This is a genomic window from Pseudodesulfovibrio thermohalotolerans (assembly GCF_021353295.2).
GTDB classification, from domain to species: Bacteria; Desulfobacterota; Desulfovibrionia; order Desulfovibrionales; family Desulfovibrionaceae; genus Pseudodesulfovibrio; species Pseudodesulfovibrio thermohalotolerans.
In genome coordinates this window covers 3206434-3231505 of sequence record NZ_CP120635.1, presented here as the reverse complement: position 1 = coordinate 3231505, position 25072 = coordinate 3206434, and the positions used below count along the sequence as shown (strand labels likewise).

Genomic DNA, 25072 nt, shown 5'->3' with positions numbered 1-25072 from the left:
CCGGACACGCTTCGCCGCCTACGGTAAGATAAGGTCCCTGTGCTGCCATAATCTATTGCTCCTGCCCGGCCATGGCGGCCAGCCCGGCCACGATGTCGCGCGCCGCGAATCGTCTGGCCATGCCTTTCGCCGCCGTTTCCATGGATTCCAGCCGCTCGCGGTCGTCGAGCAGTTTGAAGACCCGGTCGGCCAGCGTCGCGCCGCTCAACCCGGATTGGGGGAGCAGCACGGCCGCGCCGATGTCGGTCATGGCCCTGGCGTTCATTGTCTGATGGTCGTGGGTGGCCTGGGGGAAGGGCACGAATATGGCCGGAGCCCCCGCCGCCGCAATTTCGAAGACCGTGCTCGCCCCTGACCGGCATATGACCAGGTCGCAGGCGGCGTATTCGGCCCCCATGTCCTCGATAAACTCCCGGACCTGTGCCGGGTCCGCACCGGCCGCCTCGTAGGCGGCGCGTACGCGTGAAAAATCGATCCGGCCCGTTTGGTGGACCAGGGTGACGTCCGCTTCCATGAACCGGGGCAGGGCTTCGATCACGGCGTCGTTGACGGGCCGTGCGCCCTGGCTGCCGCCGAAGACGAACACCCGCTTGCCCGGGGTGTGTCCCCGCCGCCGTTCGCCCGCCTTGAAAATCTCGGGCCGAACCGGGTTGCCGGTGAGGAAGGTCTTGTCCGCCGGGAACAGGCCCATGGCGTCCGGGAAGCTCAGGAAGATTCGGTTGACCATTTTCCCCAGGACCTTGTTGGTTACGCCGGGCACCGAGTTCTGCTCGTGCACGGCCGTGGGGATGCCGAGGATGCGGGCCGCCAGCACAGGGCAGAAGCCCGCGTATCCGCCGAAGCCTATGACCGCGTCGGGCCGGAAGCGCCAGACTTCGAAGAGGGCCTTGGGGATGCCCGTGCCGAGCCAGCCCAGGCCGGAGAGCGCGCCGGGGATGCCCTTGCCCATGATGCCGCCGGCGGGCAGCTCCAGAAATTCCAGGCCGTGCCTGCGGGCCAGCTCGCCTTCGGGACCGGGGCCGCCCATGAAAAGGATGCGCATGCCCTTGTTGTATTCGGTCAGGGCCGTGGCCACGGAAAGGGCCGGGAAGATGTGGCCGCCGGTTCCGCCGGTGGTCAGAATGACGCGGTTCAGGGTCATGCCTTGACCCTCCTTGAGAGATTGAGCAGGAGGCCAGCGCAGATGAAGGACACCGTCAGGCTCGATCCGCCGTAGGAGATGAACGGCATGGCCACGCCCTTGGGCGGCACCGTGCCCAGCACCACGGCCAGGTTCAGAATCATGCCGAGTGCCAGGACGCAGGTCACGCCGAAGGCCGTGAACCGGTCCTGGAGGTCTTCGAGCCGCATGGCGATGCGGAAGGCCCGATAGAGGAAGAAACCCACCAGCAGGAAGAACAGGGACATGCCCACGAAGCCGAGTTCCTCGCCGACCACGGCCATGATGAAGTCGTTGTGCGCCTCGGGCAGGAAGAAGAGCTTGCGCTGGCCCGCGCCGATGCCGATGCCGAAAAGTTTGCCCGAGCCGAAGGCGTACAGGGACTGGACCAACTGATATCCCTCGTTCTGGGCCGAGGCGAAAGGATCGAGGAAGGCGGTCCATCGCTTGAATCGGTAGGGCGAGGACGAGATGAGCAGCCAGCCCGCGCCGCCCGCGAAGATCAGCGAGATGAACAGGTAGCTGAACCGGGTGCCGCCCACCAGGCACATGAAGAAGAGCAGGCCGCACATGACCACCGCGCCGCCGAAGTCGGGCTGGAGCAGGAGCAGGCCGCACAGGAAGCCCGTGACCAGGAAGGGCGGCAGGAAGCCCACGGAGAAGGTCTGGACCAGGTCCTGCTTGCGGGCGAAGAAGTAGGCCAGATAGAGGACCAGGGCCACCTTGGCATATTCCAGGGGCTGGATGTTGACGGAGCCGATGCGCACCCAGCGGCTCGCGCCGTTGACGCTGGCTCCGAGCGGGCTGACGCACAGGGCCAGCAGCACGATGGCCAGGCCCACCCATACGTAGGTCAGGGAGTAGATGGCCCGGCGGGGAATCTGGATGCAGGCGATCATGGCCAGGATTCCCGCGCCCGTGAACATGAGCTGGCGCTTGAAGAAGTAATAGGTGTCGCCATAGATGCGCTCGGCCATGATGCCCGAGGACGACAGGACCATGATGAGGCCGAACCCGGCCAGGAACAGGGTCGCCGTCAGGAGCCAGGGGTCCACGCGGCCCCCTGCGCCGTCTTTGCGGGCATTCAGAGCGCTAGCCATCGAGGCCCTCCACCGTGCGTTTGAAGTCCGCGCCGCGTTCCGCCATGTTGGCGTACTGGTCGAAGGAGGAGGTGGCCGGAGAGAGCAGGATCACGTCGCCGGGCGCGGCCAGTCCGGCCTGACGCCTGACGGCCTGTTCCAGGGTTTCGTCCCAGCTTACGGGGAACCGTTTTTTCAATTCCGGCTCCAAGATTTCGCGCGAGCCGCCGTACAGCCCCACGGCCGCCACGCGGCCGTCGATGGCCTCGGCAAAGGCGGTCACGTCGCCGCCCTTCCAGACGCCGCCCATGAGGATGCGCACGGGCCGGTCAAAGGCGTGCACGGCGGCCTGGGCCGCGTCCAGGGTGGTGGCCTTGGAGTCGTTGACGTAGAGTACGCCGTTCTTCTCGGCCACGGGTTCGATGCGGTGGGCCAGCGGCCGGAAGTCGCGGATGGCCTCGGCGGCTTCCTCTTCGGTGACGCCGAACCGGCTTACCGCCTGCCAGGCGGCTTCCACGTTGGAGCGGTTGTGTTCGCCCATGAGGTGCGGGGCGTCGAAGCGGCTTGTCGGGCCGAACCATTCCACGCGTGCGCCGGTGAAGGTGCGCCCGTCGAGCAGGGGATGCAGGGATTCGTGGAGCAGCGCCGTGTCGTCGGCCGTCATCCGGCTGAACATATGGAGCTTGGCGTCCAGGTACTCGTCCATGTCCGCGTGGTAGTCCAGGTGGTTGGCGGAGAAATTCAGGAACAGACCCACATGCGGCTTGAATCCGTGGCAGTTCTGCAACTGGAAGCTGGATACCTCCAGAACGATGATCTCGGCCGGTTCCATGTCCAGGAGATATTCGCACAGGGGCACGCCGATGTTGCCGCCGGTGAAAACCTTGCGGCCTGCCTTCTCCAGGATGGCGGAGATGAGCGTGGTGGTCGTGGTTTTGCCGTTGGAGCCGGTCACGGCCAGGATCGGGGCCTCGATGAACCAGGAGGCGAACTCCAGCTCGGAGACCAGGTTTTCCGGGGGCAGTCCTTCCAGGGCCGGGGCCAGCTTGCGCACGGGCACGCCGGGAGAGAAGACCACAAGGTCCGCGTCCGCGAAGTGGCGCTTCTCGTGGGGGCCGGTAATCAGTTCCACTCGACCGGCGAGTTCGCCGAGTTTCTCCTCGGCGACCGTCTCGTCGCGGTCGGCCACGCGGACCTTCGCGCCGAGCACGTCGAGCAGCCGGGCGGCGGCCAGACCGGACTTGCCGGTGCCGACAACCACGGCCTGTTTGCCGTTGAAGACGGCGTCGTTGATGTATTTCTGGACGATGCGGTTCACGACGCTACCTCAGCTTCAGAGTGGACAGGGCCATGAGGGCCATGAGTATGGACAGAATCCAGAAGCGCACAATGATCTTGGATTCGGGAATGCCCTTGAGTTCGAAATGGTGGTGCAGGGGGGCCATCTTGAAGATGCGCTTGCCCCCGGTGAGTTTGAAGTAACCCACCTGCAGGATGACCGACAGGGTCTCGAAGACGAACACGCCGCCCACAATGGCCAGCAGCAGCTCCTGTTTGGCCAGCACGGCCACGAAGCCCAGGGCCCCGCCGAGACCGAGCGACCCCACGTCGCCCATGAAGACCTGCGCCGGATGGGCGTTGAACCACAGGAATCCGAGGCCCGCGCCGACCATCGCGCCGCAGAAGACCGTCACTTCGCCGATGCCCTGGATGTTCTGGACCTGGAGATATTCGGCCATGGTGGCGTGGCCCGAAACGTAGATGAAGATGGCGAAGCAGGCCATGGCCACGACCATGGGGCCGATGGCCAGCCCGTCCAGGCCGTCGGTCAGGTTGACCGCGTTGCTCGCTCCGACCATGACGACCAGGGCGAACGGCAGGTAGAACCAGCCGAGGTCCGGGTTGAAGTTCTTGAAGAACGGCACGGACAGTCGGGTGGAATAGGCCGGTTCGTTGATGAGCATGGCGATGGCCGCGGAGGCCACCAGGCATTGCAGGACGAATTTGGCCTTGGGGGAAAGGCCCTTGTTCCGCCGTTTGACGACCTTGATGTAGTCGTCCGCGAAGCCGATGGCGCTGAACCCGGCAAAGGCCAGCAGCGTCAGCCAGACGTAGATGTTGGTCAGGTCGGCCCAGAGCAGGGTGGACATCGCCACGGAGAAGAGGATCATGATCCCGCCCATGGTCGGGGTGCCCTGCTTGGCCTGGTGCTTGGGGCCGTCCTCGCGGATGTACTGGCCGCATTTGATCTTGGTCAGCCAGCGGATCATGGCCGGGCCGAACAGGATGGACAGGATGAGGGCCGTCAAAAGCGCCCACACCGACCGGAAGGTGATGTAGCGGAAGACGTTGAGGACGCCTACGTCCGTGCTGAGCGGAACGAGCAGGTTATAGATCACTTTGCGCCTCCCTGGACTTCCGCGTTCAATTCCCGGCACAGGGCGTTGGCGAAGAGCTCCATCTTCAGGGACCGGGAACCCTTGACCAGGACCACGGCGCGGTCCAGTTCCAGGGCGCGCCACGCCTTCAGAAGTTCGTCGACATCGGTGATCGCTTGCGCCTTGCCGCCCAATCCGCGTTCCACGTCGGCGCGGTGCTCGCCCTTGTAGAAGACGGCCAGCGGGGCAGCTTCGTTGGCGATGCGTCCGATCTCTTCATGGCGCATGGCCGTTTCATCGCCAAGCTCGCGCATGTCGCCGAGGACCAGCACCAGGGGCAGGCCGCATGCCATGCCGGCCGCCGTGCGGATGGCCTTGGCCGTGGACAGGGGGTTGGCGTTGTAGGTGTCGTCGATGACCGTGACGCCGTTGCCGATCTTGCAGCAGAACCGCTGGGGGTCGGCGGCCAGGGTCTGTACGCCGCTCACGACCTCGTCGCGGGTCATGCCCAGCGAGTGGGCGGCGGCGGCCACGCAGGCCAGATTCTCGGCGTAGTGGGTGCCGCAGAACGGGGCGGTCAATTCGCCGTCGCCGTCAGGGGTGCGCAGCCTGTAGCGTCCTCGTCCGTCGGGGGTGGAGCCGAGGAAGATTGCGGCGAAATCGGTGTCCGCGTCCTCTCTGCCGGAGAAGCCCACCGGGGCGTCCGTCAGTTCGAGGGCCGCGTTCCACAGCAGGGGATAGTCCCTGCCGACGACAGCGCTGCCGCCCTGGCGCAGATAGCGGAGCAGGGAGGTCTTTGCCTGGGCCACGCCCGCCTCGTTGCCGAGCCCTTCCAGGTGGCCGGGGCCCACGTTGGTGATGATGGCCAGGTCCGGGCTGGCCACCGGGGCCAGCTCTTCCATGTCTCCGCGTCGGGAGATGCCCAGTTCCATGATCCACAGCTCCTGGTCAGCGGATGCCTTGAGCATGGACATGGGCAGGCCGATCTGGTTGTTGAAGTTCCGGTAGTTTTTGGCCGTTGCGAAGCGTTGCGAGGCCACGGCGTGGAGCATTTCCTTGACCGTGGTTTTGCCCGCCGTGCCGGTCACGGCCACGAGCTTGGCGCCGCAGGTGTCGCGCCAGCAGGCCGCGAGCCTGCCCAAAGCGGTTACGGTGTCGCGGACCATGACGACCGGCACGCCGATGTCGCCGATCATACGCGAGGCCACCACGGCGCAGGCGCCCTTTGCGGCGGCCTGTGCGGCGAACTCATGCCCGTCGAAATTTTCGCCCGCGATGCAGAAAAAGAGGTCGCCGGATTCCACTGTACGGGAATCCGTCTTCACTTCCGTGACGACGGTATCCTCGAATCCCTCGTCGGCGGGTGCGCCGAGGCAGCGTGCGACTTCAGCCAGGGTCAGGTTCACGAATATACTTCCTCAATGGCTTTGAGCGCGGCCTCTTTGTCGGAGAAGTGGCGCTTGGTGGTGCCGATAATCTGATAATCTTCATGGCCCTTGCCCGCGATGAGCAGGGCGTCTCCGGGTTCCATTTCAGCCACGGCCATCTTGATGGCCTCGGCCCGGTCCGGGTTTTCCATTACGTGTCTTGCTTCGGCCAGGCCGGGGCGCGCGTCGTCCATGATGGCCGCCGGGTCCTCGGTGCGGGGGTTGTCCGAGGTGAGCACGGCAACGTCGGCGTAGCGGGCGGCGGATTGCGCCATGAGCGGACGCTTGGTCCGGTCGCGGTCGCCGCCGCAGCCGAATACGGTGATGAGCCGTTTGAAATCCAGTTCCTTGAGGGTCCGCTGCACGTTTTCGAGGGCGTCCGGGGTGTGGGCGTAGTCCACGAAGATGTCCAGGTTCCGGTCGTTCATGACCCGTTCCAGGCGGCCGGGCACCCCGGGGAAGGTCGCCAGCTTGCGCATGTCCTTGCCGCTCAGGCCGAGCTGAAGCCCCACGGCCTGCGCGGCCAGCAGGTTCAGGGCGTTGAAGGAGCCCACCAGCGGGGACTTGACCACCCAGGTCTTGTTCTTCCAGGAGATCTCGATCTCCATTCCCTGGCCGGTCATGGACAGGATGCGGCCCTTGAGCAGGGGCTTTTCGCCGATCCCGGACGGATCGCCGATGCCGTAGCCGATGCCGTTGTCGCAATCGGCCAGGAGCCTGCGGCCATAGGGATCGTCGTAGTTGATGACCGCAGCCTTGTTCAGACGCGGATACTCGGCGAAGAGCTTGGCCTTGGCACCGAAATACGTCTCCATGTCGCCGTGGTAGTCCAGGTGGTCCTGGGTCAGGTTGGTGAATACGGCGGCGTCGAAATCCAGTCCGGCCACGCGGTACTGGTCCAGGGCGTGGGAAGAAACCTCCATGACGGCGACGTCCACGTCAGCTTTCTTCATGTTGAAGAGCAGCTCGTGGATCATCCAGCAGTCCGGCGTGGTCAGGGGCGCGTCCATGGTGAAGCCGGGCCAGCGGTAGTTGACCGTGCCGAGCACGCCCACCTTGAGACCGCTGGAGGCCAGCAGGTGCTCGATGATGTAGGAAGTGGTCGTCTTGCCGTTCGTTCCGGTGACGGCCACCAGCTTGAGGTCGCGGTCAAGGAGATGGAAATAGGCGCGGGCCAGTTCGCCCAGGGCGACGGCCGGATTCTCCACGTATACGGCGACGGCCCGGTCCTCCACCACCGGCGCGACCAGGTCGTGGGCCGCTTCGGGAGCCACCACGTAGCGCGCGCCGTTGTTCAGCGCGTCGGGGATGTAGTCCACGCCGCGCACTTTCGCGCCGGGCATGGCCACGAAACATTCGCCGTCCTGGAGCTTGCGCGAGTCCGTGCGCACCACCAGTCCTTTTTTTGCCTTTTCCAACAGGGATTCGAAATCCATGACGCCCCGTACCTTTTCCTTTTCTCTATGAGAGCCAGAGAACAAAAACATCTTCCGTTCCCTCCTTGGTTCGGTTGCCGGGCCAGGGCTGCCCCGCGGGCGGCTCCTGGCGCGTGACCGTCATCCCCTGCCCCTTGAGCACGGGGACTATTCCCATTCCCGCCAGGGTCTCCAACGCCCTGCGTACGGGAAGTCCCTTCATGTTGGGGACCCGATCCTTCACGGAGGGGGCCACGGGCATGGGCACGGCCTTTTCCAGCGACGCGCCGGAAAGGGCGGACGCGGGCGCGCTTACCGTTGCGTCGGCGTGCAGAGTCTCGGACAACTGGCCGTGGTAGGCCAGGGTGCGCACGGTCACCTCGCGGCAGACCGGGGCGGCGACCATGGAGCCGTATGGGGACTTCTGCGGTTCGTCGATCATGGTGATGACCAGCAGTTCGGGCTCTTCGGCCGGAACCAGCGCCACGAAGGAGGAGAGATATTGATCGCCGTAGCCGCCCTTTTTGGATGCCTTCTGCGCGGTGCCGGTCTTGCCGGCCATGGTGATGCCCTCGATGCGCGCGCTGCGCCCGGTGCCGTCTTCCTGGACGACTTCCTCCATCATCTTCAGGACGGTGGCGGCGGTCTCGGGGCTGAAAACCTGAATGGAGGCGTTCCGGCGCATGTGCTCGGGAACCAGGATGAGATTCAGGTCCTTGGTCGCGCCCTGGTTGGCCAGGCAGAGGAACCCCTTGGCCAACTGCACGGCGGTCACGCCGATGGACTGGCCGAAGCTGATGGCCGCAAGGTCCACGGAGGTCCAGGAGCCCGGGGAGCGGAGGATGCCTGCGGCCTCGCCCGGCATTCCGAGGTCGGTCTTTTCGCCGAAGCCCAGCTTGGTCAGGTAGTCGTAATAGACCCCGGACCCCAGCTCCATGCCGATCTTGGCCGTGCCGATGTTGGACGAGTAGCGCAGGACCTTGTGGGCGGGGAGCCATCTGGCGGGGTGGGTGTCCCGGATGACCTTGTTGGCCACCCGCCAGCGTCCGTTTTCGCAGTCGATGAGCGTGTCGGGGGAGATCAGGCCTTCCTGGATGGCGGCGGCGAAGAGCAGCGGCTTCATGGTGGAGCCGGGCTCGTAAATATCGGTCAGCGGACGCAGCCGCCGTTGGGCCGGGTCGGAGGAACGCACCGTGTTCGGGTTGAAGAACGGCTCGCTGGCCATGGCCAGGATGTCGCCGGACGCCACGTCCACCACCAGGACGATGCCCGCGCGGGCGTCGTATTTGGCTATGGAGTTGGCAAGGGCCTGTTCGGCGGCGTGCTGGATGTGTGTGTCGATGGTCAGCCGGACATCCTTGCCGTTGACGTTGATCTCGCGGCCGTGGGCGTCCAGGTAGAGGCGTCTGCCGGTGGCGTCGCGCTGGACCACGAACTCGGCCTTGCTCGGGGAGAGCAGCTTGTCGAAAAGATGTTCGACACCCTCGCGGCCTCGGCCGTCGATATCGGTGAAGCCGAGCAGTTGCCCGGCCAGATGCCCGTTGGGATAGATGCGGGAGTGCTCCGTGGTCAGTCGGACTCCCTTGAGGTCCGCCCTGGTCAGGGCGGCGGCCTCGCGGTCAGTGATCTGCCGCTTTATCCAGACGAATTTCTTGCGGGACTTGAGCTTGCGGTAGACGTCGCGGCGGGAAAGCTTGAGGTCGCGGGAAAGGACATCGCAGGCTACGTCGAGATTTTCGATCTTGTGAGGACGTGCGAATACGGACTGGGCCTCCACGGAGGTCGCCAGCATCTCGCCGTTGCGGTCGAGAATGCGGCCCCGTTCGCCGTATTCGTATTCGGCGGCCAGGCTCTGTCTGGAGGCTTGCTCGGCCAGAGCGTCGCCCTCATGGAGCTGCACCCAGCCTGTGCGAAACCACAGAGCACCGAGCGCAATCGAGAAGAGGGCCATGACGAACCCCATCTTGATCCCGCTGTGATCTGTGCGCCTTGTGTTGTCCTTTGCCATCGTATTCCCTGTTTCCCACTATGGCGGCGCGTTGTATGGCTCAAGCGCGTCGCTATTGCGAGGCGATGCGCCGTATCTGGCCCGGCGCCGCAACTTCCAGGCCTAGCCGGCCCGCGAGTTTCTTGAGCCTGTAAGGCGAAACCAGGTTGTTCCTCTCAACCGTCAGCTTCGCGGCCAGATCCTCTTTCCGGCCCAGGCTCTGCTCCATCTTGCGCAGGTCGTATGCCAGATCCATGCGCTCAATGTTCAGCCAAACCGCTCCCAGACCGAGGAACAGCGCCATGCCCAGCAGGCCCAGCACCATCCAGAGTAGTGTCTTGTCGGTCTTGCTCATGCTTGTTCTCCGTCGGGTCCGAGTCTCTCCGCCACCCGGAGCTTGGCGCTCCTGGCCCGGGGGTTCGCGTCCCGTTCAGCCTGCGAGGCGATCAGCGGCTTCTTTGTCAGCACTTTCATCTCGGGCACGCCTCCGCAGGTGCAGTGGAGTTGATGCGGAGGGCATTTGCACCCCTTGGCGGCATCCCGAAATGCGTATTTCACGGCCCTGTCCTCAAGGGAGTGAAATGAAATTATGGCCAGCCTCGCCCCCGGTTTCAGACGTTCGATTATGCTCGAAAGATACTGTTCAAGCTCTTCAAGCTCCCTGTTGACCGCTATGCGCAGTCCCTGGAAGGTGCGGGTCGCCGGGTGGTTGCGCGCCGTGTGCCGCATCTTGGGCGGATAGGCGAGCCGCACTATCTCGGCCAGTTGAAGCGTCCTCGTGATCGCTTTTTCTTCCCGCGCCCTCAGTATTGCCGAGGCGATCTTTCCGGCCAGCGGGTCTTCCCCGTACACCCGTATGATCCGCGCCAGCTCTCCGTGTTTCAGCGTATTTACCAGTACTTCGGCCGACGGGCCGGAATCCGGGTCCATACGCATGTCCAGCGGGCCATCGTGGATGAAGCTGAATCCTCTTTCAGCCTCGTCCAACTGCATGGACGATACGCCCAGGTCCAGGACCGCTCCGTCCACCGCGTCCCAGCCGACCTCGTCCAAGGCTTCCTCAAACCTGGAAAAAGGCAGATGGAAGAGGTGCACGCGGCCCTTGAACGCATCCAGGCGTTCGGTCGCGAGGGCAAGCGCTTCTGCGTCCCGGTCGAGTCCGACAAGCTCGGCGCCTTCGCCCGCCGCCTCCATGAGCGCCAGACTGTGGCCGCCCATGCCCAGGGTGCCGTCCATGTAGCGGCCCCCCTGGCGGGGATTCAGCCATCGAACCACTTCCTGCAAAAGAACAGTGGTGTGGAGCGAGGCGGGGCTGACTTCTCCCGGCTTCATCTAGAACGGCAGGGAGACGTTGTTTTCCGCCAACTCCGAGGACACGTCGTTATCCTCTTCGAGCAGGGCTTCGAAAGCTTCCGCGGACCAGATCTCAAACCGTCTGCCCGCGCCCATTACCACGACATCCTTTTCCAGCTTGCCGGATTTGCGCAGATGTGCGGGGATGGCTATGCGCCCCTGTTTACCCACCGGGGTCACGGTGTATCCCAAATTCAGCAGCCGTATGGTATTTTGCATAGAGCGGCTGGGGACTCGGATGCTTTCCAGTTCGTTAATGAGCACATCCCATTGCTTCGGGGTGATACCGATGACATGCTTGTCGTAAATGGTCAGCACCATGACCCCGTCCGGCAATTCGGAATGGATCGTATCCCGGAACTCGGGCGGCAGAATAAGCCGACCTTTGTCGTCCAGGCTTCTATGTGCGTGACCTCTAAACCTCATCATACCCCCCGGAAAACCATCTTGCTCCACATCTTTACACTATGTCTACACTAATTTCCACTTATTCCCACGTCTGCGCGAAAATCCGGGGAAAGTCAACCGTTCCAACCGGATTTGATCGCCAAAATTCACCGAGTTTAATTGATTTTTTCGAGTGCTGAGCCTAGACTTTGACCAATCTTGAACGAGAGCCTGAGGCAATTGTTCTGTAAATTCAAACGCAAGATGAGCTTCGGCATCAGTGCCCGGCTGGCGCGGGTCGGAGCTGGGAGGCTGTCATGGACAGGCATATAAAAATCATCGCCACCCTCGGTCCGGCCACCGGGACCTACGAAACGGTCCAGGAGCTGGTCAAGTCCGGAGCCAAGATTTTCCGGCTCAACTTTTCCCATGGCGGCAAGGAATTCTTCGCCAAGATGGTGGAGATCATCCGAAGGCTGGAGGACGAGACAGGGTTGACCCTGACCATCCTTCAGGATTTGTCCGGCCCCAAGATCCGCACCTGCGACGTCGGGCTGGGGGTCATCGAAGTGACCAAGGGCACCGAGGTCCTGCTGGGCACCCCCGACAAGGTCGCAGGGGTGAAGGAGCCGTTCATCTGCCTGGACATTCCCGAGATGTTCCACGGCGTCAAGGTCGGCGACCCCGTGGCCCTGTCCGACGGCATGATCCGCTTCAACGTGGTCAAGATCGAGGGCGAGAACCTCATCCGCCTCAAGGCCGCCAACTCGGGCATGTGTCCGCCGCGCAAGGGGATCACTTTCCCCGGCACGACCACGCCGCTGGCCCCGCTGACGGACAAGGACAAGAAGGACCTGGCCTTTGGCATGGAGCTGGGCGTGGATGTGGTGGCCATGAGCTTCGTGCAGAAGCCCGAGGACATCCGCAACCTGCGCACCGAGATGGCCAAGCACGGCAAGCCCCTGCCGATCGTGGCCAAGCTTGAGCGCACCGCGGCCCTGGCCTGCCTGGACGAGCTCGTGGACGAGGCCGACGGCATCATGGTCGCCCGCGGCGATCTCGGCCTGGAGCTGGACCTCGCCGAGCTGCCCGTGGCCCAGAAGAGAATCATCAAGCAGTGCAACCAGGCGGGAAAGCCGGTCATCGTGGCCACCCAGATGCTCCTGTCCATGGTCAATTCGCCCATGGCTACCCGGGCCGAGACCACGGACGTGGCCAACGCCATCCTGGACGGCGCGGACTGCGTCATGCTCTCCGAGGAGACGGCCATCGGCAACTACCCCGGCGAGACCGTCCGGTTCATGCGCAAGATCGCCTACGAGATCGAGGCGTTCATGTTCGAGCCCGGCCAGGCCGATCTGGACAAGGGCGGAGCAAGGGAACACCCCTCGACCTTCCTGGCCTATGCCGCGGCCATGCTGGCGGGCAAGACCAACGCCCGGGCCATCGTCTGCCATTCCACCTCCGGGGCGACCTCGCGGCTGCTCTCCTCCTGCCGTCCCAAGCAGTCGATCTACGCGCTTTCGTCCGACCATACGGTCAGGCATTTCACCAACCTGTCCTGGGGCGTCATCCCCGCAGTACCGCTTGACGTCATCCATGACCACCAGGAGCGCGCCGAGGTCTTTGTCCGGCAATGCTCGGACTTCGTGCCCGGGGACATAGTCATCATCACGGCGGGCCAGCCGGAGCGGGGCAAGACCACCACCCAGACCAACGTGGTCAAGCTGTACGAGAAACTGAGCAAGGAAGAGGACTAGCCAGCCCATGCGAGCCGACCAGAAGCACGACATCCCAGATGGTCTCAACGAGGAGTATTATCAGGTTAGCGCCGATATCCTCAGCAGCTTCAACAAGTATCGTCCTCCGTTGAACATCTTCACTTTCAAGGAGGATGTGGCCCGGGTGATTCCGTACTACAAGGTCGGCGGCAGGCTCTCCAACGAACAGGTGGCCGAACTGGCCGCCCTGACCGGCCGGGGGGTGGTCTTCTTTTCCCGCGAGGACCATCCGGTCTACGTCAAGCACATCAGCTACCAGCTCGACCTTGTCCTTGTGGATCGGAACCTCAAGGAAAAGGAGATCGCGGACATATTCACCCAGGCTTTGACCCGCAGGCTGGCCGAGTTCTTCGAGCAGCCCGTGAAGGCGGTCTTCGACAAGCTCTGGGTGGACCTTATGGTCCTGTCCGAATATCTCTACACCGACATGAGCCGCGCCCGAGCCCTGGTCCGGCGGCTGCACGGCGAGCATACCCTGGAAAACCATTCGGTAAACACCGGCTTTCTCGGCCTGGCGTTGTGGGCCAAGCTCAAGGACGGAAAGCTGCCCGACTCGGTCAGGCGGCCTGTTTTCGACCGTGTTCTGGCCGGGCTCTTTCTGCACGATCTGGGCATGGCCAAGGTGCCGCTGTTTCTCCGTACCAAGGATAAGCCCCTTACCGGCGAGGAGCGGGTCAAGGTCAATTCCCACACCAAGGTGGGTTTCGAGATGCTCGGCAAGCTCGGTCTGCGCTACCCCGAGATAGACCAATGCGTCACCGAGCACCACGAGCGGCTGAACGGCTCTGGCTATCCGCTCAAGTCGACCCGGCAGGAATTCCCCGGCAGACTGACCGCCGTGGCGGACTCCTTTTGCGCCATGATCTCGAAACGGCCCTACGCCGAGCCCATGGGGTACCTCCCGGCGTCCACGGCGCTGGCTCAGGACCCCCGGTATGACCAGGAAATCACCAAGGCGTTGCAGACCCTGCTCTTGGTCGACCTGAAGCTGAAGTCGTAATCGTATCCTCTCGAAAAAACGCGTAGATGCGCCTTGCGCCGCGTGCGGGCTCCCGCCGTGCGCCAGGCGGGTGCGCGTCATTCCCTATCTTCTCCCGCAGGGAAACTCGCGGGAGGCAAGCTTCTTGTTGTCAAATTCATACCAAGAAAGTATAGAATAGTTATCGTTGTCATCTTTAGCTAGTTGGAGGGCGCATGAAACGTTTGACAATCGCAGTGCTGCTGGTCGCTGTTTTCGGCTTCACTGCCTGGGCCATGGATAAACCCATGGACGGAACCATGGGTAAGACAATGACTCCGTCCATGGAGCAGCCCATGGGCAATGATATGGGTGCGGGTATGGGCAATGAGATGGGCAAGACCATGGACGGTTCGATGGACAAGGTCTCGGGCATGATGCCCGGAGCGGAGAGCATGGCCGTCTGGAAGTATATCACCGAGGTCTCGCCCTACCGGAAATGGGGGCAGTTCCCGGATCACATGGGGATGCAGAAGGGGAAGTCGCCCCATGGAGCGTTGCACGAGGTGTATGTGAACAAGGCGGGGCTGATGAAGGGAACGCCCAAGCCCGTCGGCGCCATGGTGGTGAAGGATAATTTCAATTCCAGGGAAAAGCTGAAGTTCATCACCGTGATGTATAAGGTCGCGGGATACAATCCCTCGGCGGGCGACTGGTATTGGGTGGAGTACTCGGCCGAAGGAAAGGTCCTGGTGGAAGGTCCGGGGTCCTGCGCCGGTTGTCATTCGGCAAGGGCCGCGAACGATTACATCATGGTTTCCGACCATTAGTCGGCGGAACCCGTTTCACAAAAAAACGGCCCGTTCCATCTGGAGCGGGCCGTTGGCGTTTTGTTTGCGGATGACCCGCTATTTCTTGAAGACCTGGACCATGTCGCGGGTCATGTCGCGGTATACATCGGTGACGTAGACCACGCCCATGACGCGTTCGCTTTCCACCACCAGGGCCCAGTCGCGGCGGGATTTGAGGAACACGTCCAGGACCACCAGGATGGGGTCGTTGGGCTTGAGCAGCGGCGGGCTGGGGATGATGTATTCGTCGAGCCTGAGCTGGGTGCAGATCAGGCAGGCGTTGGCGAACTGCTGGTCCCAATCCACTTCGCCGTCCGTAATCAGGTTCTCGTCCTTGAGCACGGACTGCTTGACCGCCTTGAAGAGCTGCCACAGGTTGATGGTTCCCTTGAGCTTGCCGCCCTTGGTCTTGACCACCACCACCTGCGAATCCGGGGCGTCTACCATGGCCTCGCGCATGACGCGGATGGCTTCGGCCAGACTGGCGTCCTCCTGGACGGTCGGGTATTCGTCGCGCATCATGTCCCAGGCGCGTTTTCTAAGCATCATAAGGGGTAATCCTCCGATATATTGCTTCGATTCAGGTCCGCATATTATCCCCTTCTATCTCGTGTGCGGGGATTTGTCCATAACAACGGCGTGGTTACATGGCTGCGCCTTGACTTGTCCCAGGTTGATGGCGACTATGTGATATGCGCAGAATTTTTTTGACCGTTCTTGCGGTTCTCTTTCTGGCCGTCCCGGCTCGCGGGACCGAGGATTCCTCCCCGCCATTCGGGCCGGGCGAGCGGCTGTATTACGACATCCATTGGACCGTTATCCGGGCGGGCAAGGCGGAGCTGATCTGCCGGGACGACACAGAGATGGACGGGGTGCCCGCTCGCTATTTCTACGCCAAGGCCCGCACCCTCGGCTGGGTGGACAACTTCTACAAGGTCCGCGACACCATGGAGGCCTGGACCGACATGGGGGTCAACCACGCCCTGCGTTACAAGAAGGATCAGCGGGAGGGCTCCTACCGCAAGAAGGTGGACCTCATTTTCAACAAGCGGACCAACCAATCCTACCGCTACACCAAGGGCAAGCTCCAGCACACCCTTGACCAGCCCGAGGACGTCTTTGACCCCATGTCCATCCTTTTCGCCTTCCGCAAACACGCGCTGTACGAGGGGATGCGGTTCGACGCCAACGTGTCCGACGGCAAGGTGTCCGTGGTGGGCAAGGCGTTCGTGGAAGGGCGCGAAAAGGTGGAGACCGGCATCGGGGAGGTGGATGCCTACCGCGTCCGCCTGGATGTCCGGCATCTTTCCGGGGTGTTCAAGAAGTCCGACGACGCCGAGTTGTATGTCTGGTTTTCGGCGGACGACAGGCGCATTCCGGTCAAGGTCAGGTCCAAGGTGGTGGTCGGCTCCTTTTACATGACCCTGCGCGAATATTACCCGCCGGACCGGGGATAGTCCTGTCTCAGGCTTCTTCCCGGCCTTCCCGGAGGTGGACCTTGTTGGAGCGGGGGAACTCCCGCTTGAGGATGGTCTTGAGGCGTTTCTTGAGGTCCTTGGCGGATACGTCCGAGGTTTCTTCCCGATAGCCGAATTCACGGACTTCGAAACCGTCGCCGGTCCTGCGCACCAAAACGCCCCGGTCGCGTTTGAAGGTCAGCAGCTCCAGGGTCCCGTTGTCGGGGAGTTTTTTCAGCCTGGCCAACGCCGTGGCCAGGGCCGCGCCCATGTCTATCATATGACCTTGCGTCCCGTGGGCAAGTCGTCGCCGTCGGCCGCGCCGAGGGCGTAGAGCCGGATTTTCGTGGAGCGGGGGAATTCCCGTTTGAACAGGACCTTGAGGAGCTTTTTCAAGCCGGAGAAGGGGACCTGGAAGCGTTCCTTTTGGAATCCGTCCTCGGTCACGTCGAAGGCGTCCGCGCCAATGCGCCGGATGAGCACCGAGCGGTTGCGTTTGTAGGTGCGCAGGTCCAGGGCGTGTCCCTGGGGCAGCTTGTCGAGTCTGCGCAGGAGGTCGGGCAGGAGGGTGGCCTTGTCGAGCATGGTGTAAACCATAGACAGCCGCCTTAATCCGTGTCAAACCGCATTGCGCAATCAATAATAGTATAGAGCGTCCCGGCGCGCCGTTTCGTGCGCCCGGAACCGAGGAGGCTTCATGCCCTTGCAGAAAGACGACGTCATAGAGTGTTCCATCGAATCCCTGGCCTTCGGCGGCCGGGGTGTGGCCCATGTGGACGGCATGGCCGTGTTCGTGGCGGGCGGACTGCCCGGCGACACCGTCACCGCCCGTGTGGTCCGGGCCAAGAAGCGGTTTGCCGAGGCCGAACTCGATACCGTGGTCAAGCCGTCGTCCAGCCGTGTCGAGCCGAAGTGTCCCCATTTCGGCGTCTGCGGCGGCTGCGCGATTCAGGACCTGGACTATGCCGAACAGGTGGCCCAGAAGGCGGCCCAGGTCGAGAACGCGCTCAAGCGCATCGGCAAGGTGGAGGGTTTCACCATGGACCCGCCCGCGTCCTCGCCTTCGACTTGGAATTACCGCAACAAGATGGAGTTCGTCTTTGAACAGCGCGACGACGGCTTGCACCTCGGGCTGCGCACCAATTCTCCGGCCGGGGAAAAGGGGCTGTCCCCGGTTCTCGACGTGGAGGAGTGCCGCCTGTGCGCCGACCGGGACATGGAAATCCTGCGCACGGTTCGCGAGTTCGCCCGCGCCTCGGGCCTGCCCGCCTACGATCCCTCTGCCGACGCCGGATTCTGGCGGCATCTGGTTATCCGCCGCACCGCGCTGAACGAGTCCATGGTCCATCTCATCACGGCCGAAACTCCGCGCCATTACGACCGGGCCGAGGGGCTGGGCGAAACCCTGACTGACAGGTTCCCGGAGCTGACCTCTTTCGTGCATTCCTCGCGCGCCCGCCGCTCCCTGGCCGCCGTCGGCGAGAAGCTGGTCTTCCGCCTGGGCTCCAAGGCCGTGGAGGAAATGGTCGAGCACGGCGACCGGCAGGCGCGCTACCACATCGCGCCCAACGCTTTTTTCCAGACCAACACCGGCGGTGCGGGCGAACTCTTCGGGACCGTCCGCGAGTTTGGGGCCTTTACCGGGACCGAGACCCTGCTGGACCTCTATTGCGGCTGCGGGGCCATCGGCATTTTCCTGGCGGACAAGGTCGCCCGGGTCGTGGGCGTCGAGATCAGCGAGGAGGCCGTGTCCAAGGCATGGTCCAGCGCCAAGCTGAACGGGCTGGAGAACTGTGAATTCACCGCAGCCACTCTGGACAGCCCGGCAGCCCTCAAGGCTTTGCCGAAAACCGACGTCCTGGTCATCGATCCGCCCCGCGCGGGCATCCACGAGAGCACGGCCAAGACCATTCTCGGCCTGGCGCCGAAGAAGATTCTGGCCGTCTCCTGCGATCCCTCCACCCTGGCCCGCGACGTGCAACGACTCTCGGAAAAGTACGAGCTGAAGCGCGCACGCGCCGTGGATATGTTCCCCCACACCCACCATATCGAGACCGTGGCCCTGCTGGAGCTGCGATAGGCTGTCGGCCGCTCCCGTACGGGGCGGCCGAACGGAAAGTCTTTCGGCCCTGAAGGATGTTCGTCCTTCAGGGCCTTTTCGTGCGGTCGGGCGACGGGAAACCATATGAAAGACGGATGGCGTTTTCCCCTTGTTTGGGACGGCAATGCGGAATCGGCCCCTCCCGGTTCTTCCCGTGGGTGCAACCTCTCGGCATGTAAAGAATTACGGATTTGTGTCGGGCAGCTTTACACGACGGTTTATCTTTCGACGATTGAATATGTTGTAATGTTTATGTCATTTTATAACGGCATGGAAGTTGCTTTTTGAAGGCTGGCTTAACAACGCATAAAGGGGGCAATTGCGCTATGAGACAAATTTTATTCGTTCTTCTCACCATGCTTCTGTGTTCGACCACCGCATTTTCGGCTCAGATCGACCTTTCCAACCTGACGGCCACCGGCACATTCATGAACGGAGTGGACAATATCACCGACGGGTACGTTCCCTATGAGGGGTACAATTGGATGTCATCTGAATCCACCTACTTCAAGGCCTACGACGGCGATTTGGAAGAAATCGTCTTTGACCTTGGCGATCTGTACAAGGTGGATGACATGCTGTTGTCGGTGGACAACAACGACACCTATTACATGGAGTATCTCAACGAGGCCAGCGGCCTTTGGGTGAACCTGTTCACCATCCAGAACGAGTACGGCGAAATCTACGGGGGACTCGACACCATGACGACGTATGAAGGCGGCGAATACGTAGCCGGAATCGACTTCGCCAGCGTGGAGACCCGTTACCTGAAGTTCTGGGCCGATCCGGCGAACGATTCTTCCGTTGGCGACCGCAACTTCGCCATAGGCGAAATCCAGGCCTTCGGCGAAATCGTGCAGAACGGCCAGACGCCTCCCGTGCCCGAACCTTCCACCATGCTGCTGCTGGGGATCGGGATTGCCGGTATTGCCTGGGCGGGAAGACGGCGCAACCGTTAGTTTCCGCGCATATGAACGCGATGGGGGCCGGCTTCAGTCGGCCCCTTTTTTTGCGGCCGTCCGCAGGCCCGGCGGATCAGTCGAAGTCCGCGAGCAGTGCGCTGATCTGGATGCCCGCCACCACAGGGTGCTCGCGGTATTTCAGTTGGATGCGGTAAAGAGCGTGGTGGAGCTGGCCCGACGAGATGCCGTTCTTGAGCGCCGTGTGGGCTTCGATATAGGCGGCGAGGGCGTCGGAGACCTTGAGCAGGGGGCCGTCCTTGGGGTCCAGGGTGTCGTGGTTGTATTTCCCGGCCAGGTCGGATTCGGACGCCTCGGTGACGGTCCCGTCCAGGGCCACGGTGGCCGTGAATTCGCTGCCCACCTCCAGACCGAGAAAATACTCCAGACGGTCGGCGATGTCCCCGTATCCGCCTTCGCGCAGGGGGGTCAGCACCACCCGGTGCAGTTCGAGAATCTCGTATTCGTGAATCAGGTCGCTGATGTCGCGGGAGGCCGCCTTTACCGGGGAGATGATGTCTCGGGTGAGCAGTTCGGGCAGGTCGTGGAACAGACCCGAAAAGAAGTTGTTCTGGGCGCGGGCGCGACACGCCCCCACCTCCATGGAGAAGAACCAGGAGTAGGCGGCCACGATGAACATGTGCCCGAGCACCGAGGTCTCGGGCACGCGCGGGGTTTGGGACCAACGCTTCTGGAATCGGAGGCGTCCGCACATGCGGGCGAACCCGCCGAGGACCGTGCCGTCCTCGTCCAGGAGTTCGGCTACGCCCTTGAGGTCGTCCATGGCCTTCAGCCTGTCGATGAAGCTCTGCTCGATTTCGGTCAGCTCATGGTCCATGCGGTTGATGGACTTGAGCAGCTTGAACTCGGAATAGCTGGCGTAGAGATGGGCGGCGTGCAGGATGCGCCGGGCCAGCCCCTTGTCCTCGGGGTGCATGAGGTAGTCGCCCATGCGGCGGATGAAGTCCTCGCCCAGCGGCATGATGCGCGGGGTCAGCTCTTCGAGGACCCAGTTCGTCAGAGTGCGGTAGTCCTCGGCGTTTTCCTTGATGCGGTAGAAGACCGGCGGCTTGATGTCGGTGATGACCAGCCGGTAAAGGTAGTCGAAGATGCCGCCTTCGATGATCGATTCGCCCAGGGCACGCTTGCGGGCAACGTCCATGTCGCGGGAATTGAGCAGGAAGAGCAGCCAGGCGACGATCATCTTGTGGCCCTGCTTGTCCACTTCCACCAGCTCCATGGGCCGCAGTTTGTCGTTCCACCGTTTCATGAACGCGCCGGAGAAGATGAGTTCGAGCAGGCTCTTTCGTATGATGACGGACATAAACGCTCCCTGGGTTGTGTCGTGCGGATCAAGAGTGCCGAAAATGGCCGGTGAAGGCAATACGCCCGACAAAGTCGGTGTCAAACATCGCTTGTAAAAAACATCCTCCGAGTGTATACAAATTCTCGATTGTTAACACGCAAGCGGAATGCGCCCGAAATTCGGGTGGTTGATCCGTCCGCGATCAAGCCAGGCAGGTCTGTATGCATATTTCGGAAGGGGTTCTTTCCGGTCCCGTTCTCTTGGGCGGAGCGGTTCTCACCGTAGCCGGAACGGCCGTCGGGCTGCGAAAGATCGACTATGACCGGGTCATGTCCGTGGCCATACTGTCCGCGGCTTTTTTCATTGCCTCGCTTATCCATGTGCCCATCGGTCCGGCCAACGGCCATCTCATCCTGGGCGGCCTGCTCGGCGTAGTCCTGGGGTGGGCGGCCTTTCCCTCCATCCTGGTGGCCCTGACGCTTCAGGCAGTGCTTTTCCAGTACGGCGGACTGACCTCGCTCGGCGTGAACTGTTTCGACATGGCCGCGCCCGCTGTGCTTTGCTATTACCTTTTCCGGCCCATGCTTGCGAAGGGCTCGGGCAGCCGATTTGCGGCCGCCTTTGCCTGCGGGTTCCTGGCCATGCTGCTGAGCGCCACTCTGACCGCCGGTGCTCTGGCCCTGTCCGGCGACGAGTTCCGCGAGGCCGCTCAGGTGCTTTTCATCGCCCATCTGCCCATCATGGCGGTCGAGGGCGTTATCACCGGATTCGCCTATTCCTTCCTGGCCAAGGTGAAGCCCGAGGTGTTGAGCTGCTGAGGCGGCTCGGAAGTGTTATTTCACAACTTGGAGGAGTTGCCATGAACCGTTTGATTCTCGCCGTGTGCCTGGCCATGGCAGCGACCCTGTGTCTGGCCGCCGCGTCCGAGGCCCACAAGGTGAACATTTTCGCCTATGTGGACGGCGACCGTATCGTCACCGACAGCGGCTACAGCCGCTCCAACCGCGTTCACCAGGGTGAGGTGGAGGTCTACGACGCCGCCACCGGGGACATGCTCCTGAGCGGCCGGACCGATGACAAGGGGGTGTTCGCCTTCGTCATCCCCGAAGCGGCCCGGGAAAAGGGAATGGACCTGCGGCTCCTGCTCAAGGCTGGCCAGGGACATCAGGCTGAATGGACCGTTAAATACGAAGAATTCGCCGACGCGCCGAGGCCCGTGTCCGACATGGTCGCCGAGGCAGCCCCAGCCGCCTCCTCCGTCGTCACGTCCGCTTCATCCGCCGTGTCCGTTGAGACCGCAACGGGCGGGCTTACCGCCGCCCAGGTAGAGAGCATCGTCAAGCGTGAGGTGGAGCCGCTCAAGCGCATGGTGGCCGAGCTGCACGACTCCGGCCCGTCCCTGACCGAGATTATAGGTGGTATCGGCTGGATTTTCGGGCTGTTTGGCGTGGCCGCCTACATGAAGAGCCGCCGCAGGCCGTAACGCCGTTATTTCAGCAAAAAAATCAGACTTGAAAGGTCGCGATTGTTGTCGCGGCCTTTTTTTTGTGTTATTCCCCTTCACAAGTATTCGGAATTGCCTCGGCGGGGTTTGCCGGGGAAGCACCTCTGGGTCGATCGGACGCATCCGACGGGCGGGGAAGGGCCGTCGCTGACGTCTTCGGAGCCTGTCGCGGCCGAGTCCGCGCGACCGGCATTCGTGCCCGGCGCGCTTCGGACAGGAAACCTCGCGTTCGGGCGATCCGGCCGGGGAACCGATAAAAAGTTCAAGCACTGTAACCTATAAAGGGGGCCACACATGAAATTGACCACACGGAGCCGCTACGGCACCCGCATGATGCTCGACATTGCACAGAACGGGAAGGAAGGGCCGGTACGTATTCAGGATATCGCCGATCGCCAGGGCGTTTCCGCCAAATATCTGGAAAAGCTTATCCGCAAGCTCAAGGAAGTGGGCTTCGTCAAATCCAAGCGCGGCCCCCGGGGCGGCCATTCCCTGGCCAAGCCCGCGGCCGAGATTCCCATCGGAGAGGTGGTTCATGCCCTGGAGGGGGACGGCTCCCTGGTGGAGTGCCGTTCCGGCGACAAGGGCTGCGCCCGCATGAAGGACTGCCTGACCAGGAGGCTGTGGCAGGAGGCTGCCGACGCCATGTACGACCGGCTGAACACCTTCACCCTGGCCGACCTCATCAACGACGCCGAGCAGTGCGGCAGCTCCTCGGTGGAGCCGTGGAGCCGGGGCGGATTCTGATCCGTCCGGGCGCGCTGTGCGCGGCCGTCACCCGACAGACCGCCTTCAAACGCTTGTTTGCGGGGGGCAAGTGTGTAAAAGTGGACTTGGCGTAAACCGCCAGGAGGGTGCAATGTCCAGAATCCTTCGCGACCCGGTAAGCGGGCTGACGCACTGCATTGCGGCGGGCTTGGCCGTGCTCGGCACGGTCCTGCTCATCCAACGCGCTGTCAGCCCGGTCCTGCCGTGGCACATCGTCACCTTTTCCATATTCGGCGGGGGCATGATCCTGCTCTACACCGCCTCGACCCTGTACCATTGGCTGCCCGTGAGCGAGGATTGGGTTCGGTTTCTGCGCCGCGTGGATCACTCCATGATCTTTTTCTACATCGCGGCCACCTATACGCCCATCTGCCTCATTCCCCTGCGCGGCCCATGGGGCTGGTCACTGTTCGGCGTCATCTGGGGGTTGGCCCTGTCCGGCATCGTCATGAAGATATACTGGATCACGGCCCCGCGCTGGCTGTCCACCGGCCTGTATCTGGCCATGGGCTGGCTCGTCCTGGTGGGCATCTACCCACTGGTCAAGGCCATGTCCGCCGCCTCCCTTGCCTGGCTCGTGGCGGGCGGCCTGGTCTACTCCATGGGAGCGGTGATCTACGCCCTCAAGTGGCCCGACCCGTTTCCCAAGCGTTTCGGTTTCCACGAGATTTTTCATCTCTTCGTGATCGGCGGCTCGTTCTGCCACTTCGTGGTCATGTACTGGTACATCTAACCGCGGCTTCCGAAAGCGGCGCGTCGGCGCATTCTCCGGGGACACGGCCTGTCCTTGCGCAGGACGTACTACGTCGCGGCCGATCGGGCTCTGCTCAACGCATTCAGCCTTCTTTGAATGGCTTCTCCAGGGGCCTCTTTTCGGGGCGCGGCCGGAGTGGAGCCGCCTTTCCGGGCGAACGCCGCGTCCGTTCCGTAGGCCGCGCAGTGCAGAAGCGCTATGCTCACCAGGGACAAGTGCGTCGGCTCGGAACTCACCTGCCAGAAGACGTTGATGGCGGTGGGGCAGACCACTTGAAGGAGGAGAACGGAGAGGATGTAGGCACTCCATCGGCGGTAACGTCTGCGGGTGGACATTGCCTGGAATCGGGAGTGCGGTTTTGTCACGATGAGCCGGTGCAGCATGGCTGAGAAAATCAGGAAAAGGAGGCCGGTTCCGGCAGTGGCGGGCACGATCAGTTCATCACTGGCGGGTACGCCTTTGTCCGTGAGAACCCAGTAGGCCGCGATGCCTCCGATCGTAAGTGACAGGATCAGAGTATACGCCATGGAATATTTGAAGCTCCGCCATCGGCTGTCCGCCGTCTTCGGCACGGCGGCGAGCTTCACCTTCGCCATGATGGGCTGGACCATGAAAATGAACAGGGTTGGCGCGAGAATTCCGGCCAGCCATGCGCCGTCGGAGCCCTCGCGGGCCAGGATGAAGGGGCCCAGGACGGCGAGCAGGGCGAACAGGCCGACGAAGTTGAAAAAGCGGAGCCAACGGCGGGACAGCCTGTCGAAATCGAGGAACCTGGCCGGACGGATAACCGTCAGATACAGCGTCATCGGCAGATATATGACCGTCATTATCATGGAGATCATTACCGGCAGGGCCGAGTTCGGCACACCGCTTTGGGCCAGCGGTTTGCGGAGCACCACGGCCAGCGCGGTGAAGATGGTGAAATAGGCCAGGGCGAAAAACATGCCCCTGGTGATGGGTGCGCCGGGGTATGCCTCCGGCGACGGCGGCGGAGCGTCCTCTGTTTCTCCGTCGTCCCATTCCTCGTCGGGGGAATACAGCATCATCAGGAAGAGCAGGGCCGGGATCGCCAGCGTAATGTGGAAGGCCGGGGAATCGCTGTGCAGGAGCAGGAGCGCTGGCAGGAAGACCAGTCCGGCATACAGGAGAAGATACATCAGCCAGCGTGTGATTCGCGTAGGCGCGGCCTCGAACGCGAACCGTTTCTGCGGTTTGAGGATGGTCAGGTAAAGGCTCATGAACACGTAGAGCAGTGCCGCCGCGGTCTGGGTCAGGGCATGGGCCGCGTTGGACGGCGCGCCAAGGGACTGCGTCCATTGCTGAAGCAGAACGTAGGGCGGATAGTACAGGGCCAGGGCGAATAGATAGCGCTTCAGGTACATGAAATACTCCGTTGGCGACGGAACAGGCCGTGCCGTAAACCGGAAGCGCGAAGGTATGCGGGAGTG

The 25072-nt window shown here is 62.7% G+C and carries 26 protein-coding genes; 11 read left to right on the top strand and 15 right to left on the bottom strand.

Going from position 1 to position 25072, the window contains the following annotated elements:
• Window positions 1–52: 52 nt before the first annotated feature.
• Genes murG through LF599_RS15115 form a run of 10 tightly spaced genes read right to left on the bottom strand, consistent with a single transcriptional unit; the run spans window position 53 to window position 11224 of the window.
• Window positions 53–1141, bottom strand: coding sequence for an undecaprenyldiphospho-muramoylpentapeptide beta-N-acetylglucosaminyltransferase (murG, locus tag LF599_RS15160; RefSeq protein WP_279521365.1), 1089 nt, complete (start codon window positions 1139–1141; stop codon window positions 53–55).
• Window positions 1138–2259: a putative lipid II flippase FtsW gene (gene ftsW / locus LF599_RS15155; protein WP_279521364.1), complete on the bottom strand. Its 1122-nt coding sequence runs from the start codon at window positions 2257–2259 to the stop codon at window positions 1138–1140. The genes murG and ftsW overlap by 4 nt, the downstream gene beginning before the upstream one ends.
• Entirely contained in the window at window positions 2252–3556 is a 1305-nt protein-coding gene (gene murD, locus LF599_RS15150) for a UDP-N-acetylmuramoyl-L-alanine--D-glutamate ligase (RefSeq protein WP_279521363.1), read from the bottom strand. Before murD ends, ftsW begins: the two co-directional genes overlap by 8 nt.
• A gap of 4 nt (window positions 3557–3560) precedes the next feature.
• Window positions 3561–4637 carry a phospho-N-acetylmuramoyl-pentapeptide-transferase gene (mraY, locus tag LF599_RS15145; RefSeq protein WP_279521362.1) on the bottom strand — a complete coding sequence of 359 codons (1077 nt, stop codon included), beginning with the start codon at window positions 4635–4637 and terminating at the stop codon, window positions 3561–3563.
• The gene (locus LF599_RS15140; RefSeq protein WP_279521361.1) at window positions 4634–6022 is read right to left on the bottom strand and encodes a UDP-N-acetylmuramoyl-tripeptide--D-alanyl-D-alanine ligase; all 1389 of its coding nucleotides are present in this window, start codon (window positions 6020–6022) and stop codon (window positions 4634–4636) included. The genes mraY and LF599_RS15140 overlap by 4 nt, the downstream gene beginning before the upstream one ends.
• Window positions 6019–7530, bottom strand: coding sequence for a UDP-N-acetylmuramoyl-L-alanyl-D-glutamate--2,6-diaminopimelate ligase (locus tag LF599_RS15135; RefSeq protein WP_279521360.1), 1512 nt, complete (start codon window positions 7528–7530; stop codon window positions 6019–6021). Before LF599_RS15135 ends, LF599_RS15140 begins: the two co-directional genes overlap by 4 nt.
• Window positions 7505–9466: a penicillin-binding transpeptidase domain-containing protein gene (locus tag LF599_RS15130; protein WP_279521359.1), complete on the bottom strand. Its 1962-nt coding sequence runs from the start codon at window positions 9464–9466 to the stop codon at window positions 7505–7507. The genes LF599_RS15135 and LF599_RS15130 overlap by 26 nt, the downstream gene beginning before the upstream one ends.
• A gap of 52 nt (window positions 9467–9518) precedes the next feature.
• Window positions 9519–9800 (bottom strand): hypothetical protein, encoded by a 282-nt coding sequence (locus tag LF599_RS15125; RefSeq protein WP_279521358.1) that lies wholly within the window; start codon window positions 9798–9800, stop codon window positions 9519–9521.
• Window positions 9797–10777 (bottom strand): 16S rRNA (cytosine(1402)-N(4))-methyltransferase RsmH, encoded by a 981-nt coding sequence (gene rsmH, locus LF599_RS15120; protein ID WP_279521357.1) that lies wholly within the window; start codon window positions 10775–10777, stop codon window positions 9797–9799. The genes LF599_RS15125 and rsmH overlap by 4 nt, the downstream gene beginning before the upstream one ends.
• Window positions 10778–11224: a division/cell wall cluster transcriptional repressor MraZ gene (locus tag LF599_RS15115; RefSeq protein WP_269943006.1), complete on the bottom strand. Its 447-nt coding sequence runs from the start codon at window positions 11222–11224 to the stop codon at window positions 10778–10780. It abuts the gene before it with no gap.
• Between the two features lie 278 nt (window positions 11225–11502).
• On the opposite strand from LF599_RS15115, the gene pyk reads away from it, so the two are divergent.
• The 3 genes from pyk (at window position 11503) to LF599_RS15100 (ending at window position 14754) form a co-directional block, all read left to right on the top strand.
• On the top strand, window positions 11503–12945 hold the full coding sequence (gene pyk, locus LF599_RS15110) for a pyruvate kinase (protein ID WP_279521356.1): 1443 nt from the start codon (window positions 11503–11505) through the stop codon (window positions 12943–12945).
• 7 nt (window positions 12946–12952) lie between these two features.
• Window positions 12953–13966, top strand: a complete 1014-nt coding sequence (locus LF599_RS15105; protein WP_279521355.1) for an HD-GYP domain-containing protein — start codon at window positions 12953–12955, stop codon at window positions 13964–13966.
• 194 nt (window positions 13967–14160) lie between these two features.
• Window positions 14161–14754: a cytochrome P460 family protein gene (locus LF599_RS15100; protein WP_279521354.1), complete on the top strand. Its 594-nt coding sequence runs from the start codon at window positions 14161–14163 to the stop codon at window positions 14752–14754.
• 78 nt (window positions 14755–14832) lie between these two features.
• On the opposite strand, the gene LF599_RS15095 is transcribed toward LF599_RS15100, so the two are convergent.
• Window positions 14833–15324 carry a CBS domain-containing protein gene (locus LF599_RS15095; RefSeq protein WP_269943359.1) on the bottom strand — a complete coding sequence of 164 codons (492 nt, stop codon included), beginning with the start codon at window positions 15322–15324 and terminating at the stop codon, window positions 14833–14835.
• Window positions 15325–15467: 143 nt separating this feature from the next.
• Between LF599_RS15095 and LF599_RS15090 the strand changes: the two genes are divergently transcribed.
• Window positions 15468–16232, top strand: a complete 765-nt coding sequence (locus tag LF599_RS15090) for a DUF3108 domain-containing protein (protein WP_279521353.1) — start codon at window positions 15468–15470, stop codon at window positions 16230–16232.
• A gap of 7 nt (window positions 16233–16239) precedes the next feature.
• Here LF599_RS15090 and LF599_RS15085 read toward each other — a convergent pair whose 3' ends face one another.
• Window positions 16240–16512, bottom strand: coding sequence for a hypothetical protein (locus tag LF599_RS15085; RefSeq protein ID WP_279521352.1), 273 nt, complete (start codon window positions 16510–16512; stop codon window positions 16240–16242).
• Window positions 16509–16829, bottom strand: a complete 321-nt coding sequence (locus LF599_RS15080) for a hypothetical protein (RefSeq protein WP_279521351.1) — start codon at window positions 16827–16829, stop codon at window positions 16509–16511. Before LF599_RS15080 ends, LF599_RS15085 begins: the two co-directional genes overlap by 4 nt.
• Window positions 16830–16929: 100 nt before the next feature.
• Here LF599_RS15080 and rlmD point away from each other — a divergent pair, with 100 nt between their 5' ends.
• From rlmD to LF599_RS15065, 3 genes are all read left to right on the top strand, one after another.
• Entirely contained in the window at window positions 16930–18312 is a 1383-nt protein-coding gene (gene rlmD, locus LF599_RS15075; RefSeq protein ID WP_279521350.1) for a 23S rRNA (uracil(1939)-C(5))-methyltransferase RlmD, read from the top strand.
• Window positions 18313–18417: 105 nt separating this feature from the next.
• Entirely contained in the window at window positions 18418–18621 is a 204-nt protein-coding gene (locus tag LF599_RS15070) for a hypothetical protein (protein WP_279521349.1), read from the top strand.
• A 38-nt stretch (window positions 18622–18659) separates the two neighbouring features.
• Window positions 18660–19292, top strand: coding sequence for a PEP-CTERM sorting domain-containing protein (locus LF599_RS15065; protein ID WP_269943363.1), 633 nt, complete (start codon window positions 18660–18662; stop codon window positions 19290–19292).
• A 76-nt stretch (window positions 19293–19368) separates the two neighbouring features.
• On the opposite strand, the gene LF599_RS15060 is transcribed toward LF599_RS15065, so the two are convergent.
• Window positions 19369–20616, bottom strand: coding sequence for an HD domain-containing protein (locus tag LF599_RS15060; RefSeq protein WP_279521348.1), 1248 nt, complete (start codon window positions 20614–20616; stop codon window positions 19369–19371).
• Window positions 20617–20819: 203 nt separating this feature from the next.
• Here LF599_RS15060 and cbiM point away from each other — a divergent pair, with 203 nt between their 5' ends.
• The 4 genes from cbiM to trhA all read left to right on the top strand — a co-directional run bounded on the left by cbiM (window position 20820) and on the right by trhA (window position 23603).
• A complete protein-coding gene (gene cbiM / locus LF599_RS15055; RefSeq protein WP_279521347.1) occupies window positions 20820–21416 on the top strand; it encodes a cobalt transporter CbiM in 597 nt (198 codons plus the stop codon).
• A gap of 41 nt (window positions 21417–21457) precedes the next feature.
• Window positions 21458–22081: a hypothetical protein gene (locus tag LF599_RS15050; RefSeq protein WP_279521346.1), complete on the top strand. Its 624-nt coding sequence runs from the start codon at window positions 21458–21460 to the stop codon at window positions 22079–22081.
• A gap of 315 nt (window positions 22082–22396) precedes the next feature.
• Complete coding sequence (locus LF599_RS15045) at window positions 22397–22849, top strand: RrF2 family transcriptional regulator (RefSeq protein ID WP_279521345.1); 453 nt, start codon at window positions 22397–22399, stop codon at window positions 22847–22849.
• A 112-nt stretch (window positions 22850–22961) separates the two neighbouring features.
• Window positions 22962–23603: a PAQR family membrane homeostasis protein TrhA gene (trhA, locus tag LF599_RS15040; protein WP_279521344.1), complete on the top strand. Its 642-nt coding sequence runs from the start codon at window positions 22962–22964 to the stop codon at window positions 23601–23603.
• Between the two features lie 68 nt (window positions 23604–23671).
• On the opposite strand, the gene LF599_RS15035 is transcribed toward trhA, so the two are convergent.
• A complete protein-coding gene (locus tag LF599_RS15035; RefSeq protein WP_279521343.1) occupies window positions 23672–25006 on the bottom strand; it encodes a hypothetical protein in 1335 nt (444 codons plus the stop codon).
• Window positions 25007–25072: the final 66 nt, after the last annotated feature.